Source organism: uncultured Pseudoflavonifractor sp., from assembly GCA_904419835.1.
GTDB lineage: Bacteria > Bacillota > Clostridia > Oscillospirales > Oscillospiraceae > Pseudoflavonifractor.
The window spans coordinates 16,950-36,924 of sequence record CAJFTA010000016.1; the positions used below are offsets into that span (position 1 = coordinate 16,950).

The window sequence follows — 19,975 nt, forward strand, 5'->3', positions numbered from 1 at the left end:
ACTCTGCGAGGCTTCCTTTCCCAGGAGGTTTTTCGGCAGGCTGTGGGCGGGGGGGGCACATCCCCCGCTCTTTTGCGGCCCGGGGCGGTTCTTCCGGCCCGGGCGGCGCATAGGATGGGGAGAAGAAAGGCGGGATATCCATGGAAAACCCTATTCTGCGCCGCCTCCGGGAGCGGCACGGCGTGGACCGCCCGGACCCGGTGTGGCTGCTCACCCTCCTGACCACCCAGCAATTGGACTCCTACACGCTGGAGAACTGGAACGAGGCCCTCTCTCTGGCGGCCGGGCGGCGGATTTTCTGCCCGTCCTACCGCACCCTCTCGGCCTATGTCCAGCGGCTGGCGGTGGACAGCCTCCGGTGAGGGAGAGGAAAGTTCGCGGAGAAAAGGAAATTTTACGCGCTGCCGCCCACCTCCTGATTGCATTTCCGCGGCGGGGAGGGTACAATGAAGCCAGAAGGATAAAAGGAGGTGCCTGGTATGAAACTGACCTTTTTCGGCGCTGCCAAGGCGGTAACCGGCAGCTGTCACTGCGTGGAGTGCGGCGGAAAGCGGATTCTGGTGGACTGCGGACTCCAGCAGGGGCGGGACGAGCAGGACAACAGCAGGCTGGACTTTGCGCCCGGGTATATCGACGCAGTTGTGGTGACCCATGCCCACATCGACCACTCCGGCCGCCTGCCCCTGCTGGTCAAGCAGGGCTTTGACGGACCCATCTACTGCACCCGCCTCACCGCCCAGCTGCTGTCCATCATGCTGCGGGACTCCGCCCACATCCAGGAGAGCGACGCCCAGTGGGAGAACCAGAAGGGCAAGCGGGCCGGCCGGCCGCCGGTGGAGCCGCTGTACACCCTGGAGGACGCGGAGCTGACCCTGAAGCAGCTGGTCTCCTGCGAGTACGGCCAGGAGCTGGACATACTCCCCGGCATTGCCCGCCTCCGCTTCACCGACGCCGGGCACCTGCTGGGCTCGGCCAGCGCGGAGATTTGGCTCACCGAGGAGGGGCAGACCCGGAAAATCGTCTTTTCCGGCGACATTGGCAACCACGACCAGCCCATTATCCGCGACCCCCAGTACATCCAGGAGGCGGACTACGTCCTCACCGAGAGCACCTACGGCGACCGGCTCCACCAGGGCAGGGGGGAGTACAAGGAGGAGCTGGCGGCCATCATCGACCGCACCCTGAGCCGGGGCGGCAACGTGGTGATTCCCTCCTTTGCGGTGGGCCGCACCCAGGAGCTGCTCTACTTCATCCGGGAGATAAAAGAGGAGAACCTGGCCCCCAACGCCCCCAATTTCCAGGTCTGCGTGGACTCCCCCCTGGCCCGGGAGGCCACCCGCATCTTCTCCGGCGACCTCCGCGGCTATCTGGACGAGGAGGCCCTGGAGGTGGTGCGGGACGGCGAGGCCCTGTTCACCTTCCCCGGCCTCACCCTGGTGGAGAGCAGCGAGGAGTCCAAGGCCCTGAACGCCGACAAGACCCCCAAGGTCATCATCTCTGCCTCCGGCATGTGCGACGCCGGACGCATCCGCCACCACCTGAAGCACAACCTGTGGCGCGGGGAGTGCACCGTGGTCTTTGTGGGCTACCAGGCCGAGGGCAGCCTGGGCCGCCGCCTGCTGGAGGGGGTCAGGGAGGTCAAGCTGTTCGGCGAGACCATCGCCGTCAACGCCGAGATCACCCAGTGCCACGGCCTGTCCTCCCACGCCGACCGGAACGGCCTGCTGGCCTGGATTAACTACTACAATCCCAGGCCCAGGGAGGTCTTTGTGGTCCACGGCGACGCACAGGTCACCGAGATCTACGCCAACACCCTGCGGGAGCAGGGCTTCTCCGCCCACGCCCCCGAGTATGAGGAGGTCTACGACCTGCTCTCCGGCCGCGTGCTGGCGGCGGGCATCCCCCAGCCCAGAAAGGCCGCGCCTCAGGACGCCGGCTCTCCCGCCTACCGCAGCCTGAAGGAGGCCGGAGAAATGCTCATGGAGGTCATCCGCCGCAGCAAGGGCGGCGCCAACAAGGACCTGGCCAGGTTTGCCGAGCAGATCCGCGCCCTGGCGGAGAAGTGGGAGCGCTGATGCAAAACGAAAAAGGAGGACGGAGCGGCCGCTCCGTCCTCCTTTTTGTGCAATTACAGCTTGAAGTCCTCGTCCTTCAGCTTGCTGAAGTCGGGGGCCACCGGCCTGGGCGGCACCCGCTTGAAGGGGTCGTACTGAAAGGCGCGGCAGCGGCTCCCCGGGGACACCACCCCTTTTTTGGCGCACAGCAGGGTATCCTCATCCAGCGGCGCGGAGCGGGTGCAGTAGGCGCAGCGGGGCTCAATGGATTTTTGAAACAGCATGGCAGTTCCCTCCGGAAGGCGTTTCTTTTCTCGCGTAACAGTATACCGCATTCCGGCGGGATTTTCCACAAAAACAGGGAAGAAAGGGGAAAAAGCGGGATTCACGCCCTCCGGCAGCGGCGGATGGCGGCGGCAGCGGCGGCGAAGAAGAGGAGCCACACCACCCAGGCGGACACGGTGGAGATGACCAGAGCGGTGTGGAAGTCCAGCCCGGCGATGGAGGCCACCTGGTCGGCCAGATAGGCGGAGGCGGGGGCCTCGAAGGAGAACAGCCGGAACAGCCCCGCCACAAACAGGGCGGACAGCCCGCCGTGGAGCAGCTTGCCCACCAGGTAGGTCCGCACGCTCAGGCCGCTGCCGCCGATAAAGGACAGCACCTGGCAGTGGACGGACACCCCGGCCCAGCCCAGCATGAAGGCGGCCATGGACAGCCGCCCCGCCAGTGCCCCGGAGCCGGACAGGGTCCACACCCCGGAGGAGATCTCCAGAAAGCCGGTGAGCAGCCGCTCCGCCCACGCCTGGGAGAAGCCCAGGGGGGAGAGCAGGGTCCCCAGGGCCCAGGACACGCCGGAGAGCACCCCGGACAGAAAGAGCAGCCTGATGACCACGGTGAAGAACACCACAAAGGCGCAGATGTTGAGGGTGGAGAGGAAGGAGCTTTTGATGGACCCGGTGAAGGCGGCGGTGAAGCGCTGGGCCTGGAACCGGGGCGCCGGGCGCGCCCCCTCCCGGCCGCCTCCGCCGGCCTTGTAGAAGCGGAAGAGGATGCCCACGCACACCGACGCGGCGGCGTGGGCCAGGTAGAGCAGCAGGCCCACCTTGCTGCTGCCAAACACCCCCGCCCCCACCACGCCCAGGATAAAGGCGGGGCCGGAGTTGTTGCAGAAGGAGAGCAGCCGCTCCGCCTCGGTGCGGGAGCACATGCCCTTCTCGTAGAGGCTGATGGCGGTCTTGGCGCCCACGGGGTAGCCGCCGATAAAGCCCAGGGCAAAGGCGGAGGCGCAGGCGCCGCTGACGTTGAACAGGGGGCGCATGACCTTCTCCAGGGCCCGGCCCAGGTAGCCCGCCAGTCCCAGCTCCACCACCAGAGAAGAGAGAACGAAGAAGGGAAACAGGGAGGGGATGATCACATTGTAGCACAGCGTCAGCCCGTCCCTGGCGGCCGACATGGCCTCCTGGGGATAGAACATCAGCCCCAGGGTGGCGCACAGCAGGGCCAGCCCCAGAAGGGCGTCCCGCACCCACTGCCTGGCAAGCAGTCTGGATATCATCATCCCACCTCCCGTCCAGACAGGATATGCGCCCGCTGGTTGTCCCTATGCCCGCTTGCCCCGGAGCGGCAGGTAAGATATAATGGAGAGGAGAAAAAGGAGGGAGCGCCGTGGAGCAGCATGAGATTACAGCACCCATCCCCCTGCTGGACCGGCAGGGCAATCTGACCGAGGCGGGATACGCCAGGCGGCTTCTGCCGGTGTACGACCGGAGCAAAGTAAAAGGCGGGCTCACCCGGCTGAAGGAGTGGGACTACTATCTGGTGATGAACGACCGCTTCGCCCTGGCCCTCACCATCGCGGACAACTCCTACATGGGCCTGGACTCCATCTCCCTCCTGGACTTCGACCGGGGCTGGCAGGTGACAAAGAGCCCCATGCGGCTGCTGCCCATGGGCCGCACCGGCCTGCCCGCCACATCAGAGCGGGGGGACACGGCGGTGGCGGGGAAGGGGTACGGCCTCTTCTTCCGGGCCGGCGGGGGGAAACGGCTGCTGGTGGCCCACATGGACGATTTCCGGGACGGCCAGGCCCTGGACGCCCGGGTGGTGCTCACCGGCGAGCCGGAGGAGTCCATGGTCATCTGCACCCCCTTTGACAAGCCGGGACACTTCTACTACAACCAGAAAATCAACTGCATGCGGGCCTCCGGGGCCGTCACCCTGGGGGAGAGGACCTACGCCTTCCGGCCGGAGGACTCCTTCGGCACCCTGGACTGGGGCCGGGGGGTGTGGACCTACCACAACACCTGGTACTGGGGGTCCGCCTCCGGCCTGGCGGACGGGGCGCCCTTCGGGTTCAACATCGGCTGCGGCTTCGGGGACACCTCGGCGGCCACCGAGAACATGCTCTTCTACGGCGGAAAGGCCCATAAGCTCTCCAGAGTGGCCTTCCACATCCCCAAAAGGGGCGGCCGGTACGACTATATGGCCAACTGGACCTTTACCAGCGACGACGGCCGCTTTGAAATGGACTTCCAGCCCGTCCTGGACCGGGCGGCCTGCACCGGCGCGGGGGTGCTCAAGTCCGACCAGCACCAGGTCTTCGGCCGCTTCACCGGCCGGGCGGTGCTGGACGGCGGCACGGCGGTGGAGGTGCGGAATTTCATGGGCTTCGCCGAGCGGGTGGAGAACAGGTGGTAAAGACAGCAACAGGGGCGCGCCGTGCGGCGCGCCCCTGTTGCTGTCGAAAAAGTGGCTTCCGCCGCTTTTTCGAAGGAGCTTCATGAAATTTTCACCTCGATTTCTGATGAAATTGTCGGCAAAAATTTCATGAAAAGTGTCATTTTCGAGGCACATGTCCCCGAAAATGACGGATTTTCATTTGATTCCGTCATCTGCGGATGACGGAACTCTGCGAGGCTTCCCCTTCTGGGGGGAGGTTTTTCGACAGCTTTTGCCTGTATTCGTGATGCGCCCCAAGCGCATGAAGTTTTATGCCGTGCGCTGGAAAATCTGGGCGAAGAACTGATAGTCCTGCTCCAGTTTGGGCAATAATGGATAGGAGCCCTGGTGGAGAATCCAGTCGATGGTCACGCCCCGGAAGTGGCGGAACAGGAAATCCGCCACCCACTCCGGCGACTTGCCCGGCATTAGCCGCCCCAGATCCCTGGCCTGCCGCAGGCACTCCAGCATGGCCCGGTGGGTGAAGCGGGAGGGGTCCATGGACTCAAAGGAGGGGTTGGAGAGGCGGTGGACATAGTACCGGGCCACCAGCTCATGGCCCTCCTCCTCCATAAAACCGGCATAGCTGGACAGCAGCAGCCACAGCCGGGACACCGGATCGTCCCCCTCATGGCCGCGCATGGCCCGCTCCATATACACGTCCAGCGAGGCAAAGCCCCGCACCAGCATATCCTCCTTTGACTTGAAGTGGTGATAAAAAGCGCCGGTGGTAATGCCGGCCCGGCGGCAGATGTCCCGGATGGAAATCCGGTCAAAGCTGTCCTCATGGGACAGCTCCAGCGCCGCCTGAAGGATGGCCTGCTCCGTCTGCCTGGCCTGGGCCTTCCGCCGCTCCTGATAATCCATATTTTGGCCCCCTTCTCGCTTGACAGTGGTGGAAGAGTTGGATATAATAGCCACATAACGTTGTTATGTTATATTCCCCAATGTTAATTATAGAGTGAGATGATAGCGTTGTCAAACCCTTATAAGATTGCGATTCTGACCGACTCCTGCGCGGACCTATCCGAGGAGCTGCGGGCGGGCAAGCCCATCTACACCGTGCCGCTGAAAATCGCCTGCCGGGACGGGGAGTACTTCGACGGGGTGGATATTTTCGCGCCGGACATTTACCGCCGCCTGGAGGCGGGGGAGCTGCCCAAGACCTCCCTGCCCGACTTCTTCACCGCCGACCGGATTCTCAGCCGCATCAAGGCGGAGGGGTACGAGCGGGTGCTGGCCATCCACCTCTCCTCGGGGCTCTCGGGCACCTACAACATGGTCCGCCTGCTGGCGGAGGGCAGGCACGACCTGGAGATTGCCGTGTTTGACTCCCTCAGCGGCGCGCTGGGCATGGGCGTCTCGGTGCTCCAGGCCTGGGAGGACATTGACAACGGTATGTCCTGGGACGAGCTGGTGAAGGAGCGGGTGCCCAGGCTGCTGGCCAATACCTTCCCCTTCTTCTCGGTGGACACCCTGGAGTACCTGGCCAAGGGCGGGCGCATCGGCAAGGTGACCGCCATGGCGGGCACCATGCTGAACATCAAGCCCCTCATCACCTTCGCCGCGGACGGGCAGCTCCAGAGCATCGCCAAGGTCCGGGGGCGCAAGGCCGTGCAGGACAAGCTGATAGAGCTGGTGCGCAAGTCCCTGGGGGACCACAAGCGGTACAACCTGGCCGTGGCCAACGGCGGCGCGCCGGAGGAGATGGCCCAGCTCCGGGCCAGGATGGAGCAGCTCTTCCCCAACTACGACCACTTCTGGCAGGGGGAGATGGACGCCACCCTCAGCGTCTACATCGGCTGCGGCGCTCTGGGCGCGGGCGTGCAGGTGCTGGACTGAGACAGGAAGAAGCAATTCAGGCGGCGGGAAGGGCTTCCCGCCGCCTGTTTTTTCGTCAGCTGCCGATGAGAAAGTCCAGCACATCCCAGCCCGAGTCGTTCTGGGTCTTGTACAGCTCGGTGTAGCCGCACCGGGTGCAGGTGATGGTGTAAAACTTCTTGTTCTGAATGTCGAACAGCTTTGCAAAATTTCCGCCGGTGGCCTGGAACTGGTCGTGCTCATAGGTCATACAGCCGCACTTGGGACAGACATACTGCTGCTTTTCCATAAAATGCGTCACTCCTTATTCCCCGGGAAAGGGCGCATACCGTGATGCTCCGCCGGGATTTTGCAATTATTGTACAAAAGACAGATTGAAAACACAATATAAAAAGCATTAAAATAATGTCTGCGGGATAAATCGCATCGGGGTTTATCCCCGGGGCACAGCCCCGCAATTGCGTGAAAACGGGAGAGGAGGTAGGGCCATGCTGCTGATACTGGGCAGCAGGGACCAGGAGGGGCGGGCCGCGTCCCGCCGCCTGCTGGCCCTGGGCCTGCGGGAGGTCTGGGGGGTGGAGAATGTGCCGCCCATGGAGCGGGGGCCCATGGGGAAGCCCTTTTTCCCCGCCATGCCCCACATCCATTTCAACCTGAGCCACAGCGGAGACCTGGCCCTCTGCGCCCTGTCCGACCGGCCTGTGGGGGTGGACATCGAGCGGGTGCGCCCCCACCGGGCCGGCCTGCCCCGGTATGCCCTCAGCGACCGGGAGTACCGGTGGTTTCTGGCCCAGGGGGGCGGCTGGGAGCTGTTTTGCCGGCTGTGGACCCGGAAGGAGAGCTGGGTCAAGCGGACCGGCGGCAGCATTGCCGGGCCGTCCGGAATCTGCCCGCCCCTGCCCGGCGAACAGGCGGAGGGCGTGCTGCTGGACGACTTCTCCGGCGCGGGCTGGCGGGCGGCTGTGTGCGCCGCCGGGGCGCCGACGTGGAAGCTCCTGTGGAGAGACCATGCGGAGACGTATAAAACATAAAAACAGCGGGGCTTTTCTCATAAAACAGGAAAAAGCCCCGCTCCTCTTTGTCCGCCTTTTTCCGCGTTCCAATTGACGAGTTTTTAAAAGAAAGGAAGGGCGCATGAAGGAACTTATGGATTACAGCGGATGAATAAAAGCCTTGCCATTTGTCCAAATTTTTACTTGTGGAATATAAAACCATCTAAAACGTGGGGAAGGTTTTTCATTTTCTTAATGATTCTTTAAGCTTTGGGGCAGGGTTTTCTAAAGATTCTGCGGCTATACTCATAGGCACAAAGAGAGAAAGCATGCAACGACAGGAGGGTTGGACGTGAAAATCCTGATTCTCACAGGAAAATTCGGCATGGGCCACTGGTCGGCCTCCCAGTCTCTGGCGCAGCAGTTCCAGGACGAGGAGCCCGGCACGGAGGTCAAAGTGCTGGACTTTATTGATTACGCCGTGCCCAGCGCCTCTGAGGCGTGGTACAAGGGCTTTTCCCTGCTGGTCACCCATGGCAGCGGGATTTATAATACTTACTATAAGATGACAGAAAACATGGAGAGCGACGCCCATCCGCCTTTTGAGTGGCACTTCCTGGACCGGCTGGAGAAGCTGCTGGAGGAGGAGCGGCCCGACATGACGGTGGCCACCCACCCCCTCTGCGCCCAGCTGGTCTCCCGCTGGAAGCAGGAGACCGGCGCGGCGATGCCCCTGGTCACCTGCATCACCGACCTGTCCGTCCACGGCGAGTGGATCAACAGCGGCACCGACTGCTACCTGGTGGGCACCCCCGAGCTGCGGGAGCGGCTGGCCCGGAAGGGCGTGGACCCGGCCTTCATCGTGCCCACCGGCATTCCGGTGAAGGCCCGGTTCAAGACCACCCCCCACCAGCGGGACGGCGCGCGGCGGAGCCTGCTCATCATGGGCGGCGGCCTGGGCCTGCTGCCCCGGAAGGACCGGTTCTACGAGGAGCTCAACGCCCTGCCCGGGGTGGAGACCACCATCATCGCCGGGCGGAACGAGAAGCTGCGGGAGCGCTTGGAGGGGAAATACGAGCACATCCATGTGGTGGGGTACACCGACCGGGTGTACGACTACATGGCCCGGGCGGACCTGATGCTCTCCAAGCCCGGCGGCATCACCATGTTTGAGAGCATTTTCTCCGAGCTGCCCCTGCTGGCCTGGGAGCCCTTCCTCCAGCAGGAGATCAACAACGCCCGGTTCCTGCTCCGCTCCGGCATCGGCGCCGTGGCGGCCAAGGAGACTGAGGACTGCCTGGCGGCCATCCGCGGTCTGATCTACGACCGGGAGAAGCTGACGGCCATGGCGGACAATATGCGCCGCCTCAAACGGCAGCTGGCGGAGAACAGCCTGGGGGCCATCCTGGAGAGGCTGCGTGTGATGAAGGGAGCGTGCGCGTGATGAAGAAAAAGAGACATACTGCGGGGCGTTTCGCCGTCCTGGCCGCGCTGGCCGCCCTGGCCGCCCTGGCGGGCCGGCTGGCGTGGGGCTGGAGGCAGGTGCACGCCCATGAGTAAGGGAAAACGTCTGGCAGGGGGCATCCTGCTGCTGGCCCTCATTGCCCTGACCTTTTATCTGCTGCTGCGCAACCAGCCCGTCTCCCAGCTGCTGGACGTGCTGGGCCGGGTGAAGCCGGGCTACGTGGTCCTGGGCCTGGGGCTGATGTTTGTCTTTGTGGGCTGCGAGGCCATGTGCTCCAAGCTGATTCTGGGCCGTCTGGGCCATTCGCTGACCTACCGGCGCTGCCTGAGCTTCTCCTTTGTGGGGTTCTATGTCAGCTCCATCACCCCCTCCGCCACCGGCGGACAGCCCGCCCAGATCTACTACATGAGCAAAAGCGGCGTCCCCGCCGCCCACGGGGCGCTGAACATGATGATGATCGCCGTGTGCTACCAGGTGACCGCGCTGCTCTACGCCGCCGCCGCGGCCATCGCCATGCCGGGGGTGCTCTCCGCCATGGGCGCGGGCATGGGCCTGCTGCTGCTCTACGGCGGGTTGGTTATGCTGGCCCTCACCGCCGGGATGCTCTGCTTCATGTTCCTGCCCAACGCCGCCCGGCGGCTGATGAACGGCCTGCTGAATCTGGGCGTCCGGCTGCGGGTGGTCCGGAACCGGGCCGCCGCAGAGGAGCGGCTGGAGCGGCAGATGGCCGAGTACCGCTCCGGCGCGGCCTGCTTCCGGCAGAACGCCGGGCTGGCGCCCGCGCTGCTGGGGCTGAACGCGGTGCAGCTCACCGCGCTGTTCCTGGTGCCCTTTGTGGTGTACAAGGCCTTTGGCCTGAGCGGCCACGGGGTCCTGGAGCTGGTGGGCGCCCAGGCGCTGCTCACCCTGGCCACCTCCTCGCTGCCACTGCCCGGGGCGGTGGGCGCCACGGAGGGGGGCTTTGTCACCCTGTTCGCCCTCTTCTTCGGCGCGGCCCTGGTGACGCCGGCGGTGCTGGTCTCCCGGGGCATCAGCTTCTACGCCTTCCTGCTCCTCAGCGGCCTTGTCACCCTGGGCGTCCACTTTGCCGCCAAGCGGTGGAGCGGCGAAAAAAACACGGGCGCAGCGGCGGCCGGGCTGAGTAAGGCGGCCCCCGCCGCGTAAGACGGTGCACACGCCGGCAAAGACGGAAAAAACGGAAAAGCGCGGTTTGGAAGCGCCTCCAAACAGAGGATTATTTTTACCGTGCACACAGCCGTGCCCCTTGTGGGGCGCGGCTTTTTTCGCTATAATAATGTCTGCTGAATCAACCGCCGCGCTGGTCCGGCGCGGCAGCGGAAGTACAGAGAGAACAAGGGAGGACGTTTGCTTATGAAGTATCTGGGCATTGACCTGGGCGGCATTAACGTGGCCGCCGCCGTAGTGGATGAGGCGGGCACCATTCTCAGCCGGGGCAAAGTTTCCACGCCCCGCACCGGCGCGGAGGCCGTGGCCGCCGCCATGGCCGAGGCGGCCCGCCAGGCGCTGGCCGCGGGGGGCTTCACCATGGACGATATCGCGTCGGTGGGCATCGGCTCGCCCGGCGTCATTGATCCCAGGAACGGCGTTGTGGAGTACTGGTCCAACCTGGACTTCCACAACGTGCCGCTGGCCGACATGCTCAAGGTCCGCCTGGGCAAGGAGGTCTATATTGAAAACGACGCCAACGCCGCGGCCCTGGGCGAGTACGCCGCCGGCGCGGGCAAGGGCAGCCAGTCCATGGTGGCCATTACCCTGGGCACCGGCGTGGGCGGCGGCGCCGTGCTGGACGGCAAGCTGTATACCGGCTTCAACTACGCCGGGCTGGAGGTGGGCCACTTCGTCATTGAGTACAACGGCCGCCTGTGCACCTGCGGCCGCCGGGGCTGCTTTGAGACCTACGCCTCCGCCACCGCCATCATCAAGCGGGCCCGGGAGCGGATGCAGGACAACCGGGAGACCCTGCTGTGGAAGCTGTGCGACGGCGAAGCGGAGAAGGTGGAGGCCCGCACCGTCTTTGACGCGGCGGCCCAGGGCGACCTGCTGGCCAGGGAGCTGGTGGAGGAGTACCAGTCCTATCTGGCCTGCGGCATCACCAGCCTGATCAACGTGTTCCAGCCCGAGGTGTTCTGCGTGGGCGGCGGCGTGGCCGGCGCCGGCGAGACCCTGATGGGGCCCGTGCGGGCCATTGTGGACCGGGAGGACTACGCCCGGGACAGCAGGCGCCGCACCATCCTCACCCTGGCCCAGCTGGGCAACGACGCGGGCATCATCGGCGCGGCCCTGCTGCCCCTGTTCCGCTGAGGGCGGGCGCGCACAAATCAAGAGAGAACCGTACCGTTTGGGGCGGGCGCCGCGCACAGCGGCGCCCGCCCTCAGCGTGTCGAAAAACCTCAATCAGAGGGCATCCGCTTGAGCAGGGCGGGGGAGCGCGAGGGGGCAGCCGCCCTGCTGTATTTCGCGCCGTCCGGGAAGATTGCCTTGCATTTTGAAGCGGAACCAGCTATACTAAATTCCAAATATATCAAGCGCAAGGAGGAAGAACTTCCATGGACATACCTCTACCCCTGCCCCTTCTCATCGGCGGCGCCGAGGAGGACGGGAATGACGGCGCACGGGAGAGCACCCGGCTGCCCGGGCGTATTGAGAAGATGAGCCGGCTCCAGCGGAGCTGGGCCGCGGCGGGCTGCGGCGCGGTGGCGGCCCCCACCTTTCGGGGCAACCGGTTCCGCCTGCCCCGCCGGGACGGGGAAGAGGACGTGGGGGGCTATAACCGGACCCTGGTGGAACTGACCCGCCGGTCGGTGGGGGAGCGGGTCCTGGTGGCCGGCGGCATAGGGCCTGCCGGGCAGGAGCTGGAGCCCTTCGGCGACATGAGCTTTGAGGAGTTGGTGACGGCCTATGCCGAGCAGGCCACCGCCCTGGAGGAGGCGGGCGTGGACCTGTTCCTGCTGGCGGAGGACATGACCATGGCCGAGGAGCGGGCCGCCATGCTGGCGGTGCGGCAGGCGTCCGGGAAGCCGGTGGTGGTGCTGGCCCGCTGCGACGAGGAGGGGCGCACCGCGTCGGGCACCGACGTGCTGGCCGCCCTGATTGTAATGCAGGGCATGGGGGCGGCCGCCTTCGGCCTGTCCTGCTGGGAGGGGGAGGAGGCGCTGCTGGAGCAGCTCCAGCGGCTGACGCCCTACGCCGCCGTTCCCCTGGCGGCGGTTGTCAGCCGGGCCGGGGCGGAGCTCCAGACCCTGGCGGAGGCGGGGGTGAAGCTCTTTGCCTGCGGCGGGGACCTCAGCGGCGAGGGCGTGGCGGCCCTGGCCCGGGGGCTGGAGCGGGTGGATTTCTCCCGCTTTGCGCCGCCGGAGCACGACCCGGACGTCATCCCCTGCGCCAGCGAGAAGGAGGCCAGGTTCATCACCCCCGATGTGGACGTGGGAGAGACCATCGAGTGCACCCCCGACCTGATGGAGGAGATTCTGGAAGCGGAGGAGACCTGTCCCCAGGGGGCGCTGAAAATCGCCATTCTGGAGGAGGACGACGTGGCCATCTTCGCGGAGAATCAGTATGTCGTCCGGGACGCCCTGTGCCTGTGGTCCGACGTGCCCGAGCTGCTGGAGCAGGCCCTGCGGGTCTACCAGGGCCGGGCCTTCTGGGACGGCACCGGGGACCTGGAGCCGGAGTTCCTGGCTGAGATGTCCAGGAAATACGGCCTGGTGCTGCTCTGAGGACAAAAGTACGCTCTGCCCCGCCGGGTGTGCCCGGCGGGGCTTTTCACACGCTGAGCGGGCGCTTTGGTGAAACAAACCAAAGCGCCCGCTTTTTTTCAGCCTGTATTTGACCGTTTCGGGCGGCAAACAGACCGCTTGAGACAAAACCGCTCTATGAGGGCAGGAGATTTTTATAATTTTACCTGTGAAGCGCCGGGAAGCCTGTTTCCGCGGCGCAGATGAGGGCGGCTGGCCCTCTGATATTTTTATGGAGGAGGAGAAAACGGAATAAGAGCCTGACAAAACGAGAACAAGCAGAGGAGGACGTATATGAAAAGAAAAGCGGCAATTCTGCGCGGCGTGGCCGGAATTATGGCATTTTTGTTTTTCCTGTGCACCGCCGCAACCACGCTGACCTTCCACTACGCGGGCGTCATCAACCAGGCGCTGGGCGTCTCCACCACCCAGATTATCCACAGCGATGACGCCGCGGCGGCCGGCGCGGTGGTCTATGACAACGAGTACGGCACTGACCCCAGCAACAACCAGGCGGCCCTGATGCTGGAGATGGACGTGGCCGCCGAGAACATCAGGCAGGCCGAGGAGGGTTCTGTGCTCCTGACCAATAACGGGGCCCTGCCTCTGGCGAAGGGCGCTGGCGTGACCCTGTTCGGCAACGGCGCGTTCCACCCTGTGGGAACCTCCACCAGCACCCCCTTTGAGTCTATTGCGGCCTCCACGCTTACCTCCGCCCTCCAGGACGCCCTGGGCGCGGAGAACGTGAACGCCACCCTGGGCGACACCGCCTACGCCAGCCTGGGCACCACCAGCATTACCTCGGTGGCGGAGGCCCCCATCGCCGACGTGAGGGCCCAGGAGAGCTCCTGGCAGAGCAGCTGCAATGACGCCGCCATCGTGGTCCTCTCCCGGGCGGGCAGCGAGAGCAACGACGCATCCCTCTACAACGACGACGGAAACCACTATCTGGGCCTGTCCGACAACGAGGCCGACCTGATGGCCTACCTCCAGAGCCAGAAGGAATCCGGCGTGTTCGGCAGCATCATCGTGCTCATCAACTCCGAGCAGGCCATGGAGCTGGACTGGCTGGACGACTACGGCGTGGACGCCTGCATGCTGGTGGGCCGTCCCGGCGCGGTGGGCTACACCGGCGTGGTCAACCTGCTGGTGGGCGCCGCCAACCCCTCCGGCCGGGTGGTGGACACCTACGCCGCCAATTCGCTGTCCGCTCCCGCCGTCACCTATGCGGGCAACAACACCCAGCAGTGGTCCAACCTGGACTGGGTGGCCGCCAACAACCCGGACTGGGGCGCCGACGGCACCTCGGAGAGCAACTGGATTCTCTACGCCGAGGGCATCTACACCGGCTACAAGTACTATGAGACCCGGTACGAGGACACCGTTCTGGGCGCGGGCAATGCCGCCAGCGCCGCAGGCTCCTCCACCGGCGGGGCCTGGAGCTACAGCGACGAGGTGGTCTTCTCCTTCGGCCACGGCCTGAGCTATACCACCTTTACCCAGACCCTGGACAGCGTGGAGTACGACCCCAACACCGACTCCTATCTGGTGGACGTCACCGTGACCAACACCGGCGGCATGGCCGGCATGGATGTGGTGGAGGTCTACGCCCAGACCCCCTACGGCGACTATGAGAAGCAGAACAGGGTGGAGAAGGCCGCCGTCCAGTTTGTGGGCATGGGCAAGACCGACACCCTGGAGCCGGGTGAGAGCGAGACCGTCACCGTGGAGGTGGACCGCTACTTCCTGGCCAGCTACGACGCCTATGGCGCGGCTGGGTACATCCTTAGCGCCGGGGACTACTATCTGGCCATCGGGTCCAGCGCCCACGACGCGCTGAACAACATCCTCGCCGCCAAGGGCTTCACCACCGCCGACGGCATGGACTATGACGGCGACGCCGGCAAGACCCACACCTGGAACCAGGCCGAACTGGACACCGAGAGCTATGACCTGTCCCGCATCACCGGCGTGGAGGTCACCAACCTGTTTGACAAGGCCGACATCAACTACTACGGCTATGAGTTTACCTACCTCTCCCGCTCCGACTGGGAGGGCACCTATCCCGCCGAGGCCATCGAGGTGGCCATGACCGAGGAGATGCTGGAAGACGCCATTCCCGACTGGTACAATGCCGCGGACTACGATACCGGAGAGGAGTTTACCTTCGGCGCGGACAACGGCCTCACCTTCGCCGACCTGTACTACACCGACTTTGACGACGAGGAGACCTGGAACGCCTTCCTGGACCAGCTGACCGTGGAGGAGATGCTCAGTCTCATCTCGGACAACGATGGATATGACGCCATCGAGAGCGTGGGCATGCCAGGCGCCAACCGCACCGATGACAACACCGGCATCGGCAACCTGGTGTGCAACAACAGCAGCTGTATCGGCTGGGTGTCCGAGGTCACCACCTCCCGCACCTGGAACACCGAGCGCTTTGACCAGCGGGGCCGCCTGCTGGGCATTGAGGCCCTGTTCTGCGGGGCCACCGAAATCTGGTACGGCGGCGGCGACCTGCACCGTACCCCCTTCGGCGGGCGCAACCACCAGTACTGGTCCGAGGACGGCAACTTCGGCTACATTGTGGGCACCCACGAGGCCGCCGCCATGCAGGCGGTGGGCACCACCTTCTGCATCAAGCACTTCGCCCTCAACGACCAGGACTACGCCCGGGACGGCGTGGCCACCTTTACCAACGAGCAGGCCCTGCGCGAGAACTACCTCCGGGCCTTTGAGGGGGCCTTCTGTGAGGGCGGCGCCCTGAGCGTCATGACCGCCTTCAACCGCATCGGCTGCGTACCCAACAACGCCAACTCCGCCCTGCTGGACGGCGTGCTGCGGGGCGAGTGGGGCTTCCAGGGCCACGTCACCTCCGACGGCTACTCCTCCTACGCCTACAAGAACCACTTCGCCGAATTCCTGGTCACCGGCCAGGACTACTACTGCCTGGACGCCGGCGCCTACCGCAACGCCATCCAGAGCCTGATTGACAGCGGCGACACCGCTATCATCTCCCACCTGCGGGAGGCCGCCAAGCACGACCTCTATGTTCTCAGCCGGACCTGGTCGATCAACGGCCTGACCAGCGGCAGCACCATCCTCACCATCGTGCCCGGCTGGCAGAAGGCCCTGCTGATCGCCACGGCGGTGCTGGGCGTGGGCTTTGTGGCCTGCACCGCCGCCAGCGCCGCCATGGTGTACAAGAAGAAGCACATTGCGGAGGTGAAGTAAGGTATGAAGGGAAAAAGCGTCAGCGCCAAGCTGAGTCTGATCGCTGTGGCGGTCAATCTGATCACTCTGATTGCCTTTGTGATTTACGGCACGATTTACAGCTACATGGACTCCATGGTGGTCCTCTCCCTGCTGCTGAGCACAGTCTGCGGCGGGGTCTATGCCCTGGTGGACAGGAAGGCTACCGAGTTCCTCAACCTGGTCCAGGTGCTCCTGGTGTCCTACGGCGTGGGCCTGTTCTTCCTGAACAGCTACCCCGTCTGGGCTGACCGGCTCAACAACATCACCATGTACGGAGCCCGGGGCTCCCTGGTACCCGTGGTGGCCATCATTCTGCTCTGCTTCGCCACGGCCATCCTGGGGATTGCCTCCTGCTTCACCAGAAAGGAGGCGGCTTGAATGAAACTGCGTAAACTTCTCAGCCTGCTGCTCATGGTGTGCGTGTTGGGCCTGCTGTGCACCTCCTGCGCCACCACGGCTCTGGACAACATCAACACCTATTACGCCGAGGTGGGCGCTGTCATGGACGACTGGTTCGCCAGCAGCACCTCCGCCGACGGCTCCGCCACAGAGAGCCAGAACGCCGCCGCCAAGCTGGACACCCCCGCCGACTTCACCCTCAGTGAGAACGGCGACTACTCCTTCACCGGCGTGGCCAATGCGGACTACTATCTGGTCTACTTCTGCGCCCCCGACGCCACCGGCGACAGCGATCCCTTCCTCTTCTCCAGCAACTCCATCGCCGCCACCGGTACCGGCGGCGAGACCTACTCGGGCAACATTGACGACCTGGTCCAGTACGGCTACGGCGAGTATCTGGTGAAGGTGTTCGCCTTCCCCAGCCTGAACGACTCCGCCCACGCCATGTCCACCGCCGCCACCGCCAGCTACTCCTTCTCCGGCGCCCAGGACGCCCCGGTGGTGGATTACCTGTGGAACACCTTTGACGGCACTGTTGACGTGCAGCTGTCCAACATCGACACCTACATGTACCAGGCCTACCCCGACTCGGTGGAGGTGACCTTCACCAACACCGCCGACCCCAGCGATACTGTGGTCGTCACCATCGAGGACCTGTCTGCCGATCACTACAGCGCCACGTCGGATGCCCTTACCAGAGGCGCGACCTATGACATCACCGCGGTGAATCACAGCGAAAACGCCTATGTGACCAACGGGACTTCCGACACCGCCCAGGTGGCCCAGGGCGTCACCTTCGGCGGGCACAATGTCATCTCGGCCGATTACTACTATACCGACGGCATCGCCCGCAACTCCTTCAGCTATCCCCAGTACGTGGACCGCTTTGACCTGATCAACGGCGGCGTGTTCAACTGCGGCAACAGCTCCATCAGCTTCAACTTCACCGCCACGCCCACCGCCGCCTCCGCAGGCTCGGCCTACACCTACAGCATGACCAGCGACAACCGGCCCTTTGCCATTCAGGACGGCACCCTGGAGCTCTATACCGACGGCACCTTCCGCTTCGACCAGTACAGCGAGATGCCGCCCCAGGGCCCCTCTCACATTGAGGGCATCTGGACCGACAACGGGGACGGAACCGCAAACCTGAGCTTCGACCACTCCACCCTGCGCACCTCTCTGGACCCGGATTATTGATTTTCCCCGGACGGGGACAGAAAAGGCGGCCCGCCGCAGACCAAAGGCCTGCGGCGGGCCGCTCAGCTTGTCAAAAAGCCCTCCTGCAAGGAGTTCCGTCGTCCGCAGACGACGGAATAAAACGAAATTCCGTCATTTCCGGGGACATGCGCCTCGGAAATGACACTTCTCACGAAGTTTTTGCCGACAATTTCACAAGAAATCGAGGTAGAAATTTCGTGCAGTTCTTCTCGAAAAAGCGGCGCAGACACTTTTTCGACAGTCTCGGCGGACCGCCTTTTTGCTTTACTGGGGAAGAGGGATGGAGATGCTCAGCAGAAAGAGATGGTCCTCCGCGCTCACCGCCATGTGGCCGCCGTACTTCTTTACGGTGTAGCCGATGCTGCGGATGCCGAAGCCGTGGCTGCTCTTGTCCGCCTTGGTGGTGAGGGGCAGGCCGTTTTCAAAGCGGAGCGTACCCTCGAAGTAATTCTCAAACTGGATGAGCAGCAGGCCGCTCTTGCTCCACACCGATACGGCAATGGCCCGCTTCTCCGGGTCTGTCAGAACGCCGACGCTCTCAATGGCGTTGTCAATGGCATTGCCGAAGATGGTGTACACGTCCACATCGTCCAGGAAGGACAGCCGCCGCCCGTCGGCCATGCAGGTCATGGTGATCTGGTGGGCGCCGCAGTACAGGCTCTTTTCGGTGAGGACGGTGTCCAGCACCCGGCTGCCCGTCTCCGGCGTGGAGTCGTAAATCTGGATGGAGCGCTCAATCTCGGACAGATGGGCCTCCCGCTGCTCTTCCGAGGAGATATTACGCAGGGCGGCCACCTGGTGCTTCAGATCGTGGCACTTGCGGTTGATGATGTCAATGGTCTCCCGGGTGAGCTCGTACTGTTCCCGCTGCTGGCGGGCGAGCTGCTGCTGGAGCACCAGCTCCCGCTCCAGCCGGGAGCGGTTGCGCTGGTTGACCTGCCCCCAGAACATGGATACGCAGCAGAAGATGCCGTACAGGTGGCAGACAATGCTGATGCCGGGATTGTCTGCCGCCAGGGTCTGGGCCGCGGTGCTGAGGAGCCAGACCACCGCCAGCGTACCGATGGAGGAGAAGAGGGTCTGGTGGACGTCCACGTCGTACCGGCCGCCGCCGGCCAGGTTCCGGCCAAAGAAGAAGTAGAGCAGGACAAAGACAGTGGGATAGATCACAAAATAGGGGAGGGAGAGGCCGGGCGGGATTTCCCACGACACGCCGGGGAGCAGGAAGCGGATAATGGAGTAGACGGCGTAGGCGATGTGCTGGTAGGCATACCCGCACACGCCGCAGTAGACGGCGTCGGTCACCGGCAGGTCGCAGCACAGCCACACCAGGGCGATGACCACCAGCAGCTCCAGCAGGTAGCTGAAGGTGCCATGGGGGATGAAGAAGGAGAGAGCCAGGGAAGCCGGGATGCCCAGGGCCAGCTTGGGCCACAGATGGGGCCGCTTGGCCAGGGGGATGGCGAAGAGGCCGCAGGCCAGCAGCAGGTCCCTGGTCTGGACGGTCTGCTTGAGAAAATTGTCCAGCAGGTCGAGAAATTCCATCTACCTTCCCCCCTTTCCGTAGTACTCAGTCACTGCAAGCAGAAATTCTTCCCGCTTCCTGCGGCTCATGAGCAGCTCGTCTCCTCCGGCCATGACCACCCGGTCGCTCTTGATGAGCTGGATATGGCGCAGGTTGACCAGATAGCCCTTGTTGCACCGGGCAAAGTGCTGCCCCTCCAGCGCCTCCTCCAGCTCCTGGAGGGTGCCCCGCATGGTGTACACCCCGTCGGTCATGTGGATCTGGAGCCGGTGGTCGCTCACCTCCGCATAGCGGATGTCCGAGGCGGATATCTTCTGCATTCCGTCCCTGGTGTGGATCATCAGGCTCTTCTGAGCCCGGCTGTGGAGGTAGGAGAAGGCCTTTTTCAGCTTGACGGACAGGGAGAAGTAGTTCACCGGCTTGAGCATAAAGCCCAGGGCCTCCACCTCATAGCCGCTGATGGCGTACCTGGCCAGGTTGGTGATGAAGAGAATCAGCACCTCGCTGTCCGCCCGGCGGATCTTCCGGGCTGCGGTCATGCCGTCCAGATGGGGCATTTCAATATCCAGGAGGAGCAGATCGTAGACAGGGCGGTATTCCTCCGCCAGCTCCATGCCGTCGGGGAACCAGTGGACCTCCAGTTCCTCTCCGTTCTCACGGCCGTACCGCTCCAGATACTCCTGCAGCTGCCGGGCGCAGGCCTGGTCATCCTCCGCAATGGCGATGCGGAACACAAAATTCCCCCCCCTCTGCACGAAACACTCATC

The 19,975-nt window shown here is 64.1% G+C and carries 18 protein-coding genes; 12 read left to right on the top strand and 6 right to left on the bottom strand.

Annotated features, from left to right (window positions below; genetic code table 11):
• The first annotated feature begins 140 nt into the window (after positions 1 to 140).
• Together QZY67_RS04695 and QZY67_RS04700 are read left to right on the top strand one after the other, a co-directional pair.
• Positions 141 to 362 (top strand): hypothetical protein, encoded by a 222-nt coding sequence (locus QZY67_RS04695; RefSeq protein WP_295368786.1) that lies wholly within the window; start codon positions 141 to 143, stop codon positions 360 to 362.
• Between the two features lie 117 nt (positions 363 to 479).
• On the top strand, positions 480 to 2,075 hold the full coding sequence (locus tag QZY67_RS04700; protein ID WP_295368787.1) for an MBL fold metallo-hydrolase: 1,596 nt from the start codon (positions 480 to 482) through the stop codon (positions 2,073 to 2,075).
• 53 nt (positions 2,076 to 2,128) lie between these two features.
• Here QZY67_RS04700 and QZY67_RS04705 read toward each other — a convergent pair whose 3' ends face one another.
• The gene (locus tag QZY67_RS04705) at positions 2,129 to 2,338 is read right to left on the bottom strand and encodes a hypothetical protein (RefSeq protein ID WP_294535602.1); all 210 of its coding nucleotides are present in this window, start codon (positions 2,336 to 2,338) and stop codon (positions 2,129 to 2,131) included.
• A 101-nt stretch (positions 2,339 to 2,439) separates the two neighbouring features.
• Entirely contained in the window at positions 2,440 to 3,609 is a 1,170-nt protein-coding gene (locus tag QZY67_RS04710; protein WP_295368788.1) for a nucleoside recognition domain-containing protein, read from the bottom strand.
• A gap of 110 nt (positions 3,610 to 3,719) precedes the next feature.
• Between QZY67_RS04710 and QZY67_RS04715 the strand changes: the two genes are divergently transcribed.
• The gene (locus QZY67_RS04715) at positions 3,720 to 4,751 is read left to right on the top strand and encodes a DUF2804 domain-containing protein (RefSeq protein WP_295368789.1); all 1,032 of its coding nucleotides are present in this window, start codon (positions 3,720 to 3,722) and stop codon (positions 4,749 to 4,751) included.
• Positions 4,752 to 5,042: 291 nt separating this feature from the next.
• Here QZY67_RS04715 and QZY67_RS04720 read toward each other — a convergent pair whose 3' ends face one another.
• A complete protein-coding gene (locus QZY67_RS04720) occupies positions 5,043 to 5,639 on the bottom strand; it encodes a TetR/AcrR family transcriptional regulator (protein ID WP_295368790.1) in 597 nt (198 codons plus the stop codon).
• 99 nt (positions 5,640 to 5,738) lie between these two features.
• Here QZY67_RS04720 and QZY67_RS04725 point away from each other — a divergent pair, with 99 nt between their 5' ends.
• The gene (locus QZY67_RS04725; RefSeq protein ID WP_295368791.1) at positions 5,739 to 6,614 is read left to right on the top strand and encodes a DegV family protein; all 876 of its coding nucleotides are present in this window, start codon (positions 5,739 to 5,741) and stop codon (positions 6,612 to 6,614) included.
• A gap of 55 nt (positions 6,615 to 6,669) precedes the next feature.
• Here QZY67_RS04725 and QZY67_RS04730 read toward each other — a convergent pair whose 3' ends face one another.
• Positions 6,670 to 6,882: a zinc ribbon domain-containing protein gene (locus QZY67_RS04730; protein WP_295368792.1), complete on the bottom strand. Its 213-nt coding sequence runs from the start codon at positions 6,880 to 6,882 to the stop codon at positions 6,670 to 6,672.
• A gap of 199 nt (positions 6,883 to 7,081) precedes the next feature.
• Here QZY67_RS04730 and QZY67_RS04735 point away from each other — a divergent pair, with 199 nt between their 5' ends.
• The 8 genes from QZY67_RS04735 (at position 7,082) to QZY67_RS04770 (ending at position 17,662) form a co-directional block, all read left to right on the top strand.
• The gene (locus QZY67_RS04735) at positions 7,082 to 7,624 is read left to right on the top strand and encodes a 4'-phosphopantetheinyl transferase superfamily protein (protein WP_295368793.1); all 543 of its coding nucleotides are present in this window, start codon (positions 7,082 to 7,084) and stop codon (positions 7,622 to 7,624) included.
• Between the two features lie 313 nt (positions 7,625 to 7,937).
• Positions 7,938 to 9,029 carry a glycosyltransferase gene (locus tag QZY67_RS04740; protein ID WP_295368794.1) on the top strand — a complete coding sequence of 364 codons (1,092 nt, stop codon included), beginning with the start codon at positions 7,938 to 7,940 and terminating at the stop codon, positions 9,027 to 9,029.
• A 108-nt stretch (positions 9,030 to 9,137) separates the two neighbouring features.
• Positions 9,138 to 10,214, top strand: a complete 1,077-nt coding sequence (locus tag QZY67_RS04745; RefSeq protein ID WP_295368795.1) for a lysylphosphatidylglycerol synthase transmembrane domain-containing protein — start codon at positions 9,138 to 9,140, stop codon at positions 10,212 to 10,214.
• 207 nt (positions 10,215 to 10,421) lie between these two features.
• On the top strand, positions 10,422 to 11,372 hold the full coding sequence (locus QZY67_RS04750) for an ROK family protein (RefSeq protein WP_294536312.1): 951 nt from the start codon (positions 10,422 to 10,424) through the stop codon (positions 11,370 to 11,372).
• A 245-nt stretch (positions 11,373 to 11,617) separates the two neighbouring features.
• On the top strand, positions 11,618 to 12,787 hold the full coding sequence (locus QZY67_RS04755) for a homocysteine S-methyltransferase family protein (protein WP_295368796.1): 1,170 nt from the start codon (positions 11,618 to 11,620) through the stop codon (positions 12,785 to 12,787).
• Between the two features lie 312 nt (positions 12,788 to 13,099).
• The gene (locus QZY67_RS04760) at positions 13,100 to 16,042 is read left to right on the top strand and encodes a glycoside hydrolase family 3 N-terminal domain-containing protein (RefSeq protein ID WP_295368797.1); all 2,943 of its coding nucleotides are present in this window, start codon (positions 13,100 to 13,102) and stop codon (positions 16,040 to 16,042) included.
• 3 nt (positions 16,043 to 16,045) lie between these two features.
• A complete protein-coding gene (locus tag QZY67_RS04765) occupies positions 16,046 to 16,441 on the top strand; it encodes a hypothetical protein (protein WP_295368798.1) in 396 nt (131 codons plus the stop codon).
• Positions 16,442 to 17,662 carry a hypothetical protein gene (locus QZY67_RS04770; protein WP_295368799.1) on the top strand — a complete coding sequence of 407 codons (1,221 nt, stop codon included), beginning with the start codon at positions 16,442 to 16,444 and terminating at the stop codon, positions 17,660 to 17,662.
• 285 nt (positions 17,663 to 17,947) lie between these two features.
• Here QZY67_RS04770 and QZY67_RS04775 read toward each other — a convergent pair whose 3' ends face one another.
• Entirely contained in the window at positions 17,948 to 19,228 is a 1,281-nt protein-coding gene (locus QZY67_RS04775; RefSeq protein ID WP_295368800.1) for an ATP-binding protein, read from the bottom strand.
• A complete protein-coding gene (locus QZY67_RS04780; protein WP_295368801.1) occupies positions 19,229 to 19,942 on the bottom strand; it encodes a LytTR family DNA-binding domain-containing protein in 714 nt (237 codons plus the stop codon).
• Positions 19,943 to 19,975 lie beyond the last annotated feature (33 nt).

What these genes read in the sequence shown, in the direction of transcription:
- QZY67_RS04695 (WP_295368786.1), top strand. Translation starts at nt 141, where the DNA reads ATGGAAAACCCTATTCTGCGCCGCCTCCGGGAGCGGCACGGCGTGGAC.
- QZY67_RS04700 (WP_295368787.1), top strand. Translation starts at nt 480, where the DNA reads ATGAAACTGACCTTTTTCGGCGCTGCCAAGGCGGTAACCGGCAGCTGT.
- QZY67_RS04705 (WP_294535602.1), bottom strand. Translation starts at nt 2,338, where the DNA reads ATGCTGTTTCAAAAATCCATTGAGCCCCGCTGCGCCTACTGCACCCGC.
- QZY67_RS04710 (WP_295368788.1), bottom strand. Translation starts at nt 3,609, where the DNA reads ATGATATCCAGACTGCTTGCCAGGCAGTGGGTGCGGGACGCCCTTCTG.
- QZY67_RS04720 (WP_295368790.1), bottom strand. Translation starts at nt 5,639, where the DNA reads ATGGATTATCAGGAGCGGCGGAAGGCCCAGGCCAGGCAGACGGAGCAG.
- QZY67_RS04725 (WP_295368791.1), top strand. Translation starts at nt 5,739, where the DNA reads ATGATAGCGTTGTCAAACCCTTATAAGATTGCGATTCTGACCGACTCC.
- QZY67_RS04730 (WP_295368792.1), bottom strand. Translation starts at nt 6,882, where the DNA reads ATGGAAAAGCAGCAGTATGTCTGTCCCAAGTGCGGCTGTATGACCTAT.
- QZY67_RS04735 (WP_295368793.1), top strand. Translation starts at nt 7,082, where the DNA reads ATGCTGCTGATACTGGGCAGCAGGGACCAGGAGGGGCGGGCCGCGTCC.
- QZY67_RS04745 (WP_295368795.1), top strand. Translation starts at nt 9,138, where the DNA reads ATGAGTAAGGGAAAACGTCTGGCAGGGGGCATCCTGCTGCTGGCCCTC.
- QZY67_RS04750 (WP_294536312.1), top strand. Translation starts at nt 10,422, where the DNA reads ATGAAGTATCTGGGCATTGACCTGGGCGGCATTAACGTGGCCGCCGCC.
- QZY67_RS04755 (WP_295368796.1), top strand. Translation starts at nt 11,618, where the DNA reads ATGGACATACCTCTACCCCTGCCCCTTCTCATCGGCGGCGCCGAGGAG.
- QZY67_RS04760 (WP_295368797.1), top strand. Translation starts at nt 13,100, where the DNA reads ATGAAAAGAAAAGCGGCAATTCTGCGCGGCGTGGCCGGAATTATGGCA.
- QZY67_RS04765 (WP_295368798.1), top strand. Translation starts at nt 16,046, where the DNA reads ATGAAGGGAAAAAGCGTCAGCGCCAAGCTGAGTCTGATCGCTGTGGCG.
- QZY67_RS04770 (WP_295368799.1), top strand. Translation starts at nt 16,442, where the DNA reads ATGAAACTGCGTAAACTTCTCAGCCTGCTGCTCATGGTGTGCGTGTTG.
- QZY67_RS04775 (WP_295368800.1), bottom strand. Translation starts at nt 19,228, where the DNA reads ATGGAATTTCTCGACCTGCTGGACAATTTTCTCAAGCAGACCGTCCAG.